This window comes from Streptomyces sp. NPDC001549 (assembly GCF_042894025.1).
GTDB lineage: Bacteria > Actinomycetota > Actinomycetes > Streptomycetales > Streptomycetaceae > Streptomyces > Streptomyces kutzneri.
In genome coordinates, this window is the sequence record NZ_JBIAVJ010000007.1 from 37,993 (window position 1) to 51,339 (window position 13,347).

A 13,347-nucleotide genomic window follows, 5' to 3' on the forward strand; every position below is an offset into this window, starting at 1 on the left:
CCGCATAAAAGCGGCCTCAGCCGGAGGTACCGGACATCCCCTAGGGGTGTCTTGCCGGTCAGGCCCCGCTGCCCGGCTTGCCGGTCTCCGGGCCGCCGTCCTTGCCGCTGTCCTTGCCCAGCAGCTTGGAGGCCTGGGCCTTGATGCCCCACTGGGTGACCCGCCACAGCGCCTCGACCAGGATGTCCTTGCTCATCTTGCTGTCGCCGAACTCACGCTCGACGAACGTGATGGGGACCTCCACCACGCGGAAGCCCTTCTGCACGGCCCTGCGCGCCAGGTCGACCTGGAAGCAGTAGCCCGCCGAGGCCACCTCGTCCAGCCCCAGCCCCTCCAGGGTCTCCCGGCGGAAGGCCCGGTAGCCGCCGGTCACGTCCCGCATCGGAAGGTTCAGCATCAGACGGGAGTAGGTCGAACCGCCGCGCGAGATGAACTCCCGGCTCTTCGGCCAGTTCACCACCCGCCCGCCCGGCACCCAGCGGGAGCCCAGGACCAGGTCCGCGCCGGCCAGCGCGGTCAGCAGGCGGGGCAGCTCCTCGGGCTGGTGGGAGCCGTCGGCGTCCATTTCGACGATCACCCCGTAGCCCTGCTCCAGGGCCCAGACGAAGCCCGCCAGGTAGGCGGCGCCCAGCCCCTCCTTGCCCTTGCGGTGCAGCACGTGGACGTGGTCGTCGCCGACCGCCAGCTCGTCGGCGAGCTTGCCGGTGCCGTCCGGGCTGTTGTCGTCCGCGACGAGGATGTGGGCCTCGGGCACGGCCGCGCGCACACGCCCGACGATCAGCCCGATGTTCTCCGCCTCGTTGTAGGTCGGAATGATCACCAAGGCCGTACCGAGCGGTCCGTAGGTCCGCTGTCCGCCGTCGCTCACTGAGTCCCCTTTTGTGCTCTTGCACGTCCTGTACGTCTGGTCGCAGAGGATGACTTTAGAACAGTGGCCGGGGCCCGCGGTCCTTCGGGCCGGTCAGACGCCCGCTGGCTGCGGGCCGCCGTGACCGTTGTCTACTGGACCGCGGACCCCGACCCGGGGCCACCCGCCGCCCGGCGAAACCTTCCCTCGCCCCCGAGGCGCGGGCGCGCTGAGCAGACGGAGTCGTCCGGCACGGACTTCCTGGCGGTGGACCCGGCCGAACCTATCCGGGTCCGACCGCCCGTACCGAACCGAGGCCCGCCGGATCACCCCTGTGGGCGTACGAATACCTCCCGCCCGCCGACGACGGTGGCGAGGCACACCGGCAGTGCGGATCCGGGGGTCAGGTCGGGCAGTCCGGGGGTGCCCGAGCGGGGGTCGGTGGACCAGCGGGCGACCCGGTCGTCGGGGGCCTGGACGACCAGGTCACCCGTCTGCCAGACCGCGTAGTCGGCCGGTGCGCCGGGGACGAGGACGCCCGCGTCGTCGCGGCCCAGGGCCCGCCAGCCGCCCCGCGTGTGGGCGGTGAAGGCGGCCCGTACGGAGATCCGGTGTTCGGGGGTCCGGTGGAAGGCGGCCGCGCGGACGGTGCCCCACGGGTCGAGCGGGGTGACCGGCGCGTCCGAGCCGAAGGCCAGCGGGACACCGGCCTTGAGCATGGCCGCGTACGGGTTGAGGGTGCGGGCCCGCCCGGCGCCGAGCCGGTCGGCGTACATGCCGCCCTCGCCGCCCCAGGCCGCGTCGAACGCGGGCTGCACGGAGGCGGTCAGCCCCAGCTCCGCGAAGGCCGCGATGGTGGCGGGGGTCATCATCTCCGCGTGCTCCACCCGGTGCCGGGCGGCGCGGACCCGGGCCAGGCCGACCTTCTCGGCCGCCGCACGGACACCCTCGACGACGGCGGTGATCGCGGCGTCCCCGATGGCGTGGAATCCGGCCTGGAGGCCCGCCTCGGTGCAGGCGGCCACGTGCTCGGCGACGGCGTGCACGTCGAGGTACTCGGTGCCGGTGTGCGCGGCGTCCGCGTACGGGTCGTGCAGGCAGGCCGTGTGCGAGCCGAGGGCGCCGTCGACGAACAGGTCTCCGGCGGCTCCGACGGCCCCGAGCTCCCTGGCCAGTTCCAGGTCCCGGTCGGCCCAGTACCCGAAGACGCGCGGCCCCGGCCGCTCGGCGGCCAGGGCGAGCAGACCGGTGAAATCCTCGGCGGAGGAGATCTCGGGCCCGCCGCACTCGTGGACGGAACCGATACCGAGGGACGCGGCCCGGTCGAGGGCGGCCCGCTGGGCCTCGGCGCGCTGGGCGGGGGTGACGGCGGCCAGCGCGGCCCGCCGTACGGCGTGGTGGCCGTCACCGGTCAGCGGCCGGTCACCGTCGGGCCGTACCCCCGGGACGAGGGCGAGCAGGGCGGTGGTGACCACGGCCGAGTGCACGTCGACGCGGCTGAGGTAGAGCGGGCGGCCGCCGGTGGCCTCGTCGAGCTCGGCCCGGTGCGGGGCCCGGCGCTCGGGCCAGCGGGCGGCGTCCCAGCCGTGGCCGAGGAGCACCCGGTCGGCCGGGCGGCTCGCGGCGTAGGCGCGTACGAGGTCCAGCGCGGCGGAGAGGGTGCGCGCCCCGGAGAGGTCCAGCCCGGTGAGGGCCAGACCCGCGGAGGTGGTGTGGACGTGGGCGTCGGTGAAGGCCGGCGTGACGAGCGCGCCGCCGAGGTCGACGACCTCGTCCACGCCCTGCGCGAAGGCGTCGGCGGCGCCCTCGGAACCGACCCATGCGATGCGGCCGCGCTCGACGACCATCGCGGTGGCGAAGGGGTCGGCGGGGCTGTGCACCTCGCCCCCGCGGAGGAGAACGGTCCTGGTCGGTGCTCCGGCGGCGTCGGCGGAGTGGGCGGTGCGGTCAGTCATGCCGACCAGTGTCCCGCGTCGCCCACCCCGGCCCGACCACCGGGTCCCTGCTCGGGCACCGCTCGGGCACCGGTCAGACGCGGGCGGGCACCGGTCAGACGCGGGGCGGGCGCGCCTCGTAGGGGGTGGACAGGACGACCGTCGTGCGCGTCGAGACGTGGGCGAGGGCGCGCAGGCGGCCCAGGAGGTCTTCCAGCTCCAGGGGGGTGGCGACGCGTACCTTCAGGATGTAGTTCTCGTCGCCGGCGACGCTGTGGCAGGCCTCGATCTCGGGGACGCCGGCCAGCCGGTCGGCGATGTCGTCCGGGGCGCTCGGGTCGAAGGGCTTGACCGAGATGAACGCGGTCAGCGGCAGGCCGACGGCCTCCGGATCGACCACGGCCGCATAGCCGCGGATGACCCCGCGCTGTTCCAGACGTCGTACTCGCTGATGAACTGCCGACGTGGACAGTCCCGTGGCCTTGCCCAGATCCGTGTAGCTCATCCGCCCGTCCCGCACGAGCAGATCAACGATCTGGCGGTCCAGCTCCTCCATTGCGCTCATAGCCGCTCAACTTACGGCCCAAGGGCGCTCCAGGCCCAGTGCTGTCCGCCCACTGGAGGCATCTGCGGCAGGCATGTGACCAAGGCCACAGGGGTATGCAGGTGGAGGCCCGTCTGTTGTGGTTACTCGTGACGCTCGACGGGAATTGGTTGCTGTGGCCGAGGCCGAAGAACCTGCCCGCCCGGCCCACCCAAGGGGGAGTACATCCATGCTGAACACCAAGCGCGCCGGTCGCACCGAACCGGAGCCCCTGGAACTGCTCGATTCCGGGGACGGAACGTACCCGGACGACGGCGGGGACGGCGATTACCTCGACGAGATCGAGGGATTCGAGATCCACCACGCGATCTGCCCCGACTGCGGCCAGTCGATCGCCCTCGTCGCGGACGAGGAGTACCTGCCGCAGCACGCCCTCTGCCTGACCCCGTGGAACCCCTTCGGCCTCACCGTGTGCGCGGGCACCGGCCGGCCCGCGAGCGACGCCCTGCCCAGCGTCGGCATGATCCAGCCGGTGGAGGCGCCGGAGGTCGAACCCGTCATCCTGTCGACCCTGCCCCAGGGCCTGGACTGGCGGACGCAGCCCTTCTCGCACGTCGGCGGTCCGGGCTCGCGCCCGGTCCGTGTGGTGAGCCCCGTGCTGCCGCGGCCGCAGGCGCAGACGCGGCAGCAGCACGCGCAGGCGGCCTGACGGCCGCTCCGCTCCCCTACCAGTACGTTCCCTGCACCATGGCGGCCAGGCCGGCGTGGTGCAGGATCAGGCTGTCCGGGTCCGCCGGGACCTCGACCTCCCCGAAGTGGGCCTGCCGGTAGGCGATGCGCAGCATCACGATCCCGTGCCGCAGGGCCGCGTAGAGGGTGTGGAACTCCATGTCCCGCGGGGTGTGGCCGGTGAGCTCGGCGTACCGGCGCTCCAGGTCCTCACGGCGCAGGAAGTCCGGCAGGCCGGGCTGGCCGAAGCCGACCGTGAGGTCCTGGAAGAACCGGTGCAGGTAGACGGTCCAGCCGAGGTCCACCTCGCGCGGGGTGTACGCCGCCATCTCCCAGTCCAGTACGGCCACCGGCGCGAATCCGTCGTAGATGACGTTGCCGATGCGTGCGTCGCCCCAGTTGAGGACGGCGGGGCCCTCGTCCTGCGGCCACAGCTCCTCCAGACGGGCGAACGCCCGCTCGATGAGCGGGGACGGCGCGAGTCCGCCCACCACCCAGGAGTAGTAGGCGCGTTGGGCGTCCACGTGCCGGCGCAGCGGGGTGCCCTCGCCGTCGGGGAGCAGGAACTCGGCCTCCTTGGAGGGGAACTGGTCGTGCAGCCGGGCCAGCAGCGAGATGCTCGCCTCCTGGAGGACGGCGCGCTCGGCGTCGGTGGCGGCGTGCAGCCAGTTGCCCTCGTAGGTGTAGGGCATGACATCGGGCGGGACCCGGCCCTCGGCACGGGCCATCACGAAGAACGGCGCCCCCAGCGGTCCCGGATCCTCCTCCAGCCACTGCACGCGCGGGACGGGCAGGTCCGTGTGCTGGGCGACCAGGCTCATCACGCGGTGCTGGCGCGGCATGTCGTACGCCGGAAAGACGGTGTAGGCGGCCGGGTCGGCGGCGAGCCGCAGCGCGCAGGCGCGCAGCGGGGTGTCGGGGTGCTCTATGTCGAAGAGCAGGGTCTCGCTGGACATCCCGTTGGATCCGGGGACCGAGACGTTGGTGACCTGCGCGCCGGGGAGCCTGGTGTCCAGCCAGGCGGCGAGGCGGCGGCCGAGCTCCTCGGGCTCCCGGGTGGAGGTGCGCGGACGTGGTGCGGTGGCCATGGGCGATCCCCTTTCCTGCTGGGCTTCTTACCGGTCTTGCTGCTGGGCTTCCGCTGGGTCCTACTGGGCGACGGAGGAGTAGTCGGCGAAACCGCTCGGATCGTGGCGCCCGAAGCTGCCGTGTTCGAAGATGCCGTGGCCGATCTGCCCGTCGAGGGTGAAGCGGGCCGAGTGGTCGGTCACCCCGAAGGCGGCCATCGGGTGGGCCGCGGGGTCGGAGAGGTCGTAGACGCGGCGGTCGCTCCAGCCGCGCCCCTGCCAGGTGCCGTGCTGCCAGTCACCGGCGGGCGGGTATCCGGCGCCGACCGCGAGCGGGGAGGAGTTCAGGATCTCCACGCCCAGTTCGAGGGGCTTGCGGGAGGGGTCGGTGAGGTGGACGACGGCCCGCTCGGGGTGCCGGCTGCCGGGCCGGTAGCGGATCTCGGTGTGCGGCCAGCCGAGTTGTACGTCGTGGCGTCCGCTGCCCTCGGGGAAGACCTGCACGGCCTCGTTGAGGGTGCGGTGGCCGTCGGCGTCCTCCTGGGCGATGACCATGACGAAGCGGTCCTCGAAACGGACCGGGATCCACAGCCAGTGGAAGCCCTCGGGCCGGTACTCCTCGGCCGCGCGGCCCCCTTCCTCCCCCGGGATCGGCCGCACGCCCCAACTCCGGTCGCGGGTGCCGGTCCACTCCCCCGGCGTGAGGGTGTACTCCTCCCCCTTGGCCCGGATGGTTCCGGTGACCTGGCCGGCCTGCACGAAGCGGCGGCCTTCCAGCATGAGGCGGTCGCCGCGCCGCTGGACGTGGTGCGGCTCCCACACGGCGGGGAACTCGGCTGTCCAGATGATGTCGTACGAGAGCCCGTGCGGGTCTGCCGGATCGGCGGCGCAGCGCAGCGTGAGCTGCTTGAGCGGCACGTCGACGGTGATGGACAAGGGCCCCACCGAGAGGTTCATCCGGTCGTCGGTGAGGGCGTCGGAGGCCCGGACGGCGAGCAGCTCGTCGCCGACGCGGAGGGTGGCGTAGGCGTCGATGACCCCGGCGTTGGGGTAGACGCCGAGGCCGAGTATCAGGACGGCGCGGCCGACGTGGTCGAAGACGTGGAAGATGCACCGGTCGTAGGCGTTGCGGTCACCGCTGACGACGTGCTTCATCGACAAGGGCGCCTGGTGGATGGGGTATTCGTCGAGCGCGACGGGCCGGTCGGCGGGCATGGCGAACCTCCTGGACAGACGGCTTCGGGGCGGCTTGGGGGCGACTTGAGGGGCGGCTTCGGCGGGCAGCCGAGCGGATATGACGGTACGTCAGAAACCAGCCCCGGGGCCACCCTTCTGGCACGCTCTGACAGAGCGGCGCAACATGCCGGGGCCTCGGGGCGGGGGGCGGGGGGGGGGCGGAGGCTCGGGCATGCGGGAGTCACTTGATCGGAATCAGGGATGCGTATGGGGGTTTCCCGTCAGTCTCATCGTCTCTCCGTGTCGGGCCGATCCCTCAAGGGCGCTCCTGCGTCGCGTCGCTTCGCGATGTCGCTGCGCTCCCCCCTTGACCGACCGTCCCGCCCCGGAAAGTCGAAGACTGCCGGGAAACCCCCAAGAGAACGGGCCGGGCGACAAGAGACCACCGGAGCGGTCGGAGATGCCCAGGGAGATCCCGGCGGCCGCGGTCCCGAGACGGGGCCCATCCCGAGCAGGGCCCGCGTCGGGGGAAGCGCGTCCAATCGCTACGCGCTCCTCATCCCTAAGCGTCTCCAGCCCGTCTTGGGCCGGAGACAGGCGGCCGCTGTGGATCAAGACTGCTCTGGTCGGGAGACGGATCCGGCCACGGCGTTTGTTCCGCGGATCAGGCTTCGGACGGGGAGCACGCTCCGCACTGCACGTTCCGGGATGCATGAGTCTTGAGATCAACCATGATGGTCACTCCGGCTCCGTGGGGGCAGATGCGACGGGCTCGCTTGCCCGGTCTGCGCTCAACCCGGTTCGCGCTCCAGCTCGCCACCGCGTCACGGAAACGAGGATCGACCCACACCCCACGCCACGCTTCTTCTTCGCTCACCGCAGCCCCTTCCTCACGGAATGCAGTCGACTGTAGTGGACCGGAGGCGGCACGTCAGGCAGGCGGCGGGGCGGCACACGCCGACCCTCCCTCCGTGCACTCGCTGTGCATGCAGTCACCGGCGTGAACCTCCGTGTCCGCCGAGGGCCCCCACAGGTACGCGTCCGGCTCGTACCCAGCTTCCCGAATCGCGTGCATCGTGCGGTCCAGTGTGTCGGCATCGCGCCGCAACGTTTCTGGGCCCTCTGGCCTGTGGTCGACGAAACGACCGCCCGCGATGCACAACTCCCGATACAGGGCCGTGTGGAGGATAAGGGCGTGCCAGCCCAGGTCCACCAACTTGGATGGGCGCAGGTGCCGACCTGTGGCCTGCGTGGCGGTATCGACGAACTTCAGTGCCTCGTCGACGATCCGGACGGCGAGTGCTTCCTCCACACCGTCGTTGTCGCGCTGTACGAGATGCACGACACGGTTGAACCCGTCGTCGGACAGGAGGTGTCGGGCGGAGGGCTTCAGAACGGCGGGTGTTGCCATCAGCTTCCTTTGCCTTCGGAGGGGACGGCGAGCGCGACCCGCCTGCGGCGTGAAGCCGGCTCGCAGGCAGGGTCGTCGGCCTCGTGCGCCCAGTTGTTCGGACGCGCGCCGGAGGCCGATTCGAGTGGGATCACCAGCGCCACGCCCTGGATGACGAGGTCGCAGTACACGCAGTACTTGCTGCCGGTGTTCACGTCGATCCAAGAGTGACGGGCTGCCAGCAGGACGCCGGATGGTGGTCGACCGCCCAGCCGTAGCCGCACGGACGGCAGTGCGCCATGGTCTTCCCGCAGTACCCGGGTACGAGAGGCGCCTGCAGGCCGCAGGAGCAGGGAAGATGTTCGGACGCGCACGTCCCGTCCTGGTGCGGGCCCTCTGAGCGTGTGACTTCCAGCGTGAGTCGGGAGAGGTCGTAGGCTGCGCGCCGCAGTTGGACCACACGCGCGTCCGAATCCGGGCGCACCCCGCTGCTCATCGCGCCGCCCACGTTGCGCCCAAGCTCTCTAACGCCATGTCCAGGGTCATACGTGCTTGCTCCCTACCGTCGTCAGCGGGTGATACGACGACGGTAGGGGCGCTCCAGTTGAATCAGGGGCCCGGTTTCGGCCCCCTTGGTCAGGCAGCCATGAGGCCGATGTCCACGGCCAGCCGACTGGCCCTCTGACGTCTCTCCGGAACCCGCGATGCGGTTTCCTCCAACACGATGCGACGCGCGTACCCGTTGTATCGGATCGTCTCGGGCGCGGCCTCGTGCGCCTGCGCCAGCGCGGCGAGCGCGACGTCCGGCTGCGCGTCCAGGTGGTAGGCGCGGGCCTGTTCAATCCGATGGCGAGCCCGTCGGGGCCGCGACGGGATCCCATCCGCCTCTGCCCTGTTGGCCTGCCGGACGGACTCCCTGCCGGCGCGCAGTTCGACCGCGACAGTGACACCGTGCGCACCCATCACTGCCTTACCGAACGACGTCACACGGTGGAAGTAGCCGACAGGGAGTTGCGCCGCTACCTGCCCGGCTCGTTCCCACCAACCCCACGCAGTAGCGGAGTCGCGGCGCTTGGCCGCAGTGAATCCCGCCTCGAATCGCAGGGCACCAACGATGGCCTGGACGTCCGGGAGGGCCTCCGACAAGCCTGGCTCCAGCAGGCGCAGGGCGTCCATGACGACGTTGTCGGCCGCGTCGTAGTGGCCTGGTCCGGAGTCTCGGTGCGCCTGTGCCGACAGCCATGCCGCGAGGCCGATGGCGTGCGGGTCCTCCGACTCCTGTGCCGCCATGACGCCTCGTTCTGAAACACGCCACAGCAGTCCGGCGTCCGGCTGGTAGGCAACGAAGAACTGAGTCAGAAAGTACGTTTCCGCCAGCAGGACCTGGGCCGCCCGCCGGTCGGCGGCCGTGTCAGCATGCCTGACGCTCCGCTGGGCGTCTCGGATGAGACCGGGCAGCAGCCCGCCGATGACGTCCCGGTGATTCGGAGAGCTGTGCCGGGCGGCCCAGGCCGTGTCAAGTGCGGCGCGAAGAAACACGGTCGTGGGGGCCGGTCCGTCGCCGACCGAAGGGAACGCGGACAATGCTGCGCGCACAGCGGGTAGTTTGTCGTGCCCTGGGCCGACGAACAGGTCGGTGTACGGTTCGGCGCCCACGTCCCCTACAAGGTCGTTGAGACGGCGCACACGAAGGGCCTCGGCAATGCGGAGGATCTCAGGCAGTCGCGGCATGCGCATGGTTCCGGTCTCGACTTTCTTGACCCACGACGCGTGATGACCGAGAAGGCCGGCCAGTTGTTCGCGGGTCATGCCTCGGCGGGTGCGGTAGATCTGGACACGTTGCCCGAACGCGATGGGGTTGTCGTAGGGGTCGGGACTAGCATCAGGTGACATAGCGGCCTTGCCCTTCTGCCGTACAGCTCGACGCTGACAGCGTATGGGCCAAGGCCGCCTCCGTGTGATCGAGAACCCCCACAAGCACCCCCTCCTCCGGCCTGATGGCGTGAGACAGCGGCTCTTGCGTTATGGAGCCGGGTCAGCGCACGCGGACGCCCCAAAAGGCCAACCATTTGCCCCGACTATCCCTGTCTGCAACCCTGCTTGTGGACTCAATCCGGCGCTGACCCGGATCCACGACGGAATGGCCGCGAAATCAGCCGTCATTCCCTCGCAACGGCCCCGGCCGGTCGTCGGACGCGTGAATGAGAGGCCCCTGGGGTGGTGGACGGCCTATGCCCAGCCCAGGACGGACTGGAGACGCTGAGACGTGCGGAGCGCGTAGCGATTGGATGCGCTCACCCGACCCAGCAGGCTGCCCCCATGGGCCTGTCTCTTGGCCGCCCCACCACGGCGTGCCCGGTGGTCCCTGATGTCCCCGTCCTTGAAAAGGAACGCCCGGCCCGTTCCTTTGGGGGTTTCCCGGCAGTCTTCGTATGTCCGGGGCGGGACGGTCGGTCAAGGGTGGAGCGCAGCGACATCGCGAAGCGACGCGACCGTAGGGAGCGCCCTTGAGGGACCGGCCTGGCACGGAGAGACGATGAGACTGCCGGAAAACCCCCATACGCATCCCTGATACCGCCCGAGCGGCTCCCGCACACCGAAGCCCCCAGGCCTCTACTGGACCGGGCCGGCCAGTGTTTCCACGGGCAGAGCCGCCGAATCGCCCTCTCTCCGGGTCAGGCTCGCCAGCTCTTCCGGTGGTTCGGCACCCTCCCGGACGGTCGCCACGTAGGCCTTCGCTTGCTGCAGGCTCAGTCGCGGGGCCTGCTTGCGCAGGTGGTTCATGGCGGCCACGACGCCGGCGGAGTTCGCGAGCTCACGAACCGCGGCGGCCAGCGCATCCGGCGGTCTGGTGCCCTTGGTCTGCAGGAGGTACTGCTCCTGCCAGCCCTCGTCCTGCCACCAGGCGGCGGGGACGTAGTGGATGCTCCCGTCGTACCGGTCCACCAGGCAGTGGCCGCCGCCGCCCATGAGGCTGTCGCTCACGTCGCGGGTGCGGGCGTACTCCGCCGTGTTCCAGAAGGCGAGCCAGCCGACCGCGTATTCCTCCACGTGACAGACGGCCAGCTCGGGTACCGGCCCTCTCCACTGCCACGTCAGCCGGTCCCCGGCCAGGAAGGAATCGACGAGCTCGACGGCGCGTTCCCTGGAGATCATCCTTTCATTCTTCACCACGGGCCGACCGGTTCCGGCTTCCCGGCCGCGGGCGGCCCATGGCCGCCCGCAGGCGGTGGCCGGACGCCGAGGGCCCCGCCCGGCCACCACGCCCCCGGCGACACCTCGAACGGATAGCCGCACCCCGGGGGCGATTACCCGGTCCTTCGGTTCCGCGTTGGCCGGGTATGACCATGCTTCAGTCTTCAACGGGCCGAAGGCGTCGCCCGGCGGCGCCGGGTTTCGAAGAATCGGTTCAGCGTCCGCGTGAGCAGGCGCAGCAGGTGCCGGACCCGCCGATCTACCGGGATCTGCTGGCGCGGTGGGCCGATGCCGGCCGGACGCTGCCCGGCCGGCGCGACCCGGAGTGGTCGCGGCTCACGTCCTCCCCGGTCTGGCCCACCACCAGCAGCGGGCTGTACTGACCGCGGTCAGCGCGTCTCCGGGCCCGCCAGGTGGCGGGCGATGACCATGCGCTGGATCTGGTTGGTGCCCTCCACGATCTGGAGCACCTTCGCCTCGCGCATCAGCCGCTCGACGGGGAAGTCCGCCGTGTAGCCGTATCCGCCGAGGACCTGCACCGCGTCCGTGGTGACGGCCATCGCCGCATCCGTGCAGAACAGCTTGGCCATGGCCGCCTGGCGGGAGAACGGCTTGCCCGCGTCCCGCAGCCGTGCCGCGGCGAGGTAGAGCGCCCGGCCCGCCTCGATCTTGGTGGCCATGTCGGCCAGCATGAAGCGCAGCCCCTGGAAGTCCGCGATCGGGTGCCCGAACTGCTTGCGGTCCAGCGCGTACGTCAGGGCCTCGTCCAGTGCGGCCTGGGCGACGCCGATGGCGCAGGCGGCGATGCCCAGACGCCCGGCGTCCAGCGCGGCCAGGGCGATGGTGAAGCCCTGCCCCTCCTCGCCGATGCGGCGGGCGTCGGGAACCCGTACGCCGTCGAAGTGCAGCTGGGCGGTGGGCGAGCCCTTCATGCCCATCTTCTTCTCGGGCACGGCGGCGGTCAGGCCCTGCGCGTCCCCGGGGACCAGGAAGGCCGTGATGCCCTTGGGGCCCTGGGCGCCGGTGCGCGCGAGGACGGTGTAGAAGTCGGCGACCCCGCCGTGGGTGATCCAGGCCTTGGTGCCGGTGATGACCCAGTCGTCGCCGTCGCGCACCGCCTTGGTGGTGAGCGAGGCGGCGTCGGAGCCGGCGGCCGGCTCGGAGAGGCAGTAGGCGCCCAGGAGGCCGCCGCCGAGCATCGAGGGCAGGTGGGCGCCCTGCTGCTCCTTGGTGCCGTAGCCGGCGAGGCCGTGGCAGGCCAGGGAGTGCACGCTGACGCCGAGGCCGACGGTCAGGCGGGCCGCGGCCAGCTCCTCCAGGACCTGCAGGTAGACCTCGTACGGCTGCTCGCCGCCGCCGAATTCCCCGGGGTACGGAAGGCCGAGCAGGCCGGCTTCCGAAAGCAGGGTGAAGATCTCCCGCGGGAACCGGCCGGAGTCCTCCTCCTCGGCTGCCTTGGGGCGGATCTCCCGCTGCGCGATCTCGCGTACGAGGGCGAGGAGGTCCCGGGACTCCTCGGTGGGCAGCTGTCGGTCCACCGGCTGCGGGGCGCGGTCAGTCATGGCGGCGCTCTCCTCCCTGGTCGGGCACGGCGGCGACGCGTGAGGTGTGGGACGCGCCGCCGGGTCTCGGTAATCTCACAGCCGATGCTGCCCTCCCGGGTCACGGAAGGGGCTGTTCAGCGGCTGCGGCGGCTTGAGTATGCCCGATCAGGGGCTTCCCGTCACCGGGGCAAGATCACCGAGTGGATCGAACGGCTCCACGGGACCGGGAGGTGCCGGACACTCCGGGACGAACTCCTCGATCACCTCCAGTGTCGCGCGCAGCTGGCGCACCAGCAGGGCCCCGAGCTCGGCGCGATCGGGCCGGCCGGGGGCGCTCAGGACCCCGATCCAGTCCAGGGTGGTTCCTTCGACCCCGGAGAGCCAGCCCACGAGGGCGAGCCGGGCGATCGGCGGGAGGGTGCGGCGTCCGTACGCGCCTTCGGCGATGGTGGCGACGAGCTCCTCGCGGACGGTGTCGCGGATGGCGAGGACCTCGGCGTCGGAGCCGACGCCGCCGGTGACGATGGTGCGGTAGGCGGCGCGGTGGTGCTCGGCGTAGGCCAGGTAGGCGTCGATGGTGCGGCGCACGCGCTCCGCGCCGGGGAGGCCGGTGTCGCCGCCGGCCCGGGCGACGAGCTCGGCCACGGAGTCCTCGACGATGGCGAGGTAGTAGCCTCGCTTGCTGTCGAAGTAGTAGTAGATCAGCCCCTTGGCGACGCCCGCGTGTTTGGCGATGTCGTCCATGGAGAGCGCGTCGTACGAGGTGTCGGCGAACAACTTGCGCCCGGTGGCTATGAGTTCGGCCCTGCGCGCCTGCGATCGGCCGGTCGTTCCACGCTGTTGACCAATATTCAAATTCAGCCCTAGCCTCGAACTGGCACAGGACGCCCACCATAGGGCAGACCCGCGTGCCGAGCTCAT

The 13,347-nt window shown here is 71.2% G+C and carries 13 protein-coding genes; 2 read left to right on the top strand and 11 right to left on the bottom strand.

Going from position 1 to position 13,347, the window contains the following annotated elements:
• Positions 1–58 precede the first annotated feature (58 nt).
• From ACFY04_RS14105 to ACFY04_RS14115, 3 genes are all read right to left on the bottom strand, one after another.
• Positions 59–868 (bottom strand): polyprenol monophosphomannose synthase, encoded by an 810-nt coding sequence (locus ACFY04_RS14105; RefSeq protein WP_389116595.1) that lies wholly within the window; start codon positions 866–868, stop codon positions 59–61.
• Positions 869–1,173: 305 nt separating this feature from the next.
• Positions 1,174–2,802, bottom strand: coding sequence for an amidohydrolase (locus ACFY04_RS14110; protein ID WP_389116596.1), 1,629 nt, complete (start codon positions 2,800–2,802; stop codon positions 1,174–1,176).
• Positions 2,803–2,896: 94 nt separating this feature from the next.
• Positions 2,897–3,337, bottom strand: a complete 441-nt coding sequence (locus tag ACFY04_RS14115; RefSeq protein WP_030011705.1) for an Lrp/AsnC family transcriptional regulator — start codon at positions 3,335–3,337, stop codon at positions 2,897–2,899.
• Between the two features lie 217 nt (positions 3,338–3,554).
• Here ACFY04_RS14115 and ACFY04_RS14120 point away from each other — a divergent pair, with 217 nt between their 5' ends.
• Entirely contained in the window at positions 3,555–4,034 is a 480-nt protein-coding gene (locus ACFY04_RS14120) for a hypothetical protein (RefSeq protein WP_389116599.1), read from the top strand.
• Positions 4,035–4,050: 16 nt separating this feature from the next.
• Here the strand turns inward: ACFY04_RS14120 and ACFY04_RS14125 are convergent, their stop codons facing one another.
• The 6 genes from ACFY04_RS14125 to ACFY04_RS14150 form a co-directional block, all read right to left on the bottom strand.
• Positions 4,051–5,142, bottom strand: a complete 1,092-nt coding sequence (locus tag ACFY04_RS14125) for a phosphotransferase family protein (RefSeq protein ID WP_389116600.1) — start codon at positions 5,140–5,142, stop codon at positions 4,051–4,053.
• 60 nt (positions 5,143–5,202) lie between these two features.
• On the bottom strand, positions 5,203–6,336 hold the full coding sequence (locus ACFY04_RS14130) for a hypothetical protein (RefSeq protein WP_389116602.1): 1,134 nt from the start codon (positions 6,334–6,336) through the stop codon (positions 5,203–5,205).
• Between the two features lie 892 nt (positions 6,337–7,228).
• A complete protein-coding gene (locus tag ACFY04_RS14135) occupies positions 7,229–7,708 on the bottom strand; it encodes a hypothetical protein (RefSeq protein WP_389116603.1) in 480 nt (159 codons plus the stop codon).
• Positions 7,708–7,902: a hypothetical protein gene (locus ACFY04_RS14140; RefSeq protein WP_389116606.1), complete on the bottom strand. Its 195-nt coding sequence runs from the start codon at positions 7,900–7,902 to the stop codon at positions 7,708–7,710. Before ACFY04_RS14140 ends, ACFY04_RS14135 begins: the two co-directional genes overlap by 1 nt.
• A 421-nt stretch (positions 7,903–8,323) precedes the next feature.
• Entirely contained in the window at positions 8,324–9,580 is a 1,257-nt protein-coding gene (locus tag ACFY04_RS14145; protein ID WP_389116608.1) for a helix-turn-helix domain-containing protein, read from the bottom strand.
• A 720-nt stretch (positions 9,581–10,300) separates the two neighbouring features.
• Entirely contained in the window at positions 10,301–10,843 is a 543-nt protein-coding gene (locus tag ACFY04_RS14150) for a YrhB domain-containing protein (protein ID WP_389116610.1), read from the bottom strand.
• A 281-nt stretch (positions 10,844–11,124) separates the two neighbouring features.
• Here ACFY04_RS14150 and ACFY04_RS14155 point away from each other — a divergent pair, with 281 nt between their 5' ends.
• Positions 11,125–11,265, top strand: a complete 141-nt coding sequence (locus tag ACFY04_RS14155) for a hypothetical protein (protein WP_351157425.1) — start codon at positions 11,125–11,127, stop codon at positions 11,263–11,265.
• Positions 11,266–11,271: 6 nt separating this feature from the next.
• On the opposite strand, the gene ACFY04_RS14160 is transcribed toward ACFY04_RS14155, so the two are convergent.
• Together ACFY04_RS14160 and ACFY04_RS14165 are read right to left on the bottom strand one after the other, a co-directional pair.
• Positions 11,272–12,444, bottom strand: a complete 1,173-nt coding sequence (locus ACFY04_RS14160; RefSeq protein WP_389116612.1) for an acyl-CoA dehydrogenase family protein — start codon at positions 12,442–12,444, stop codon at positions 11,272–11,274.
• 147 nt (positions 12,445–12,591) lie between these two features.
• The gene (locus ACFY04_RS14165) at positions 12,592–13,281 is read right to left on the bottom strand and encodes a TetR/AcrR family transcriptional regulator (RefSeq protein WP_389116614.1); all 690 of its coding nucleotides are present in this window, start codon (positions 13,279–13,281) and stop codon (positions 12,592–12,594) included.
• Between the last annotated feature and the right edge of the window lie 66 nt (positions 13,282–13,347).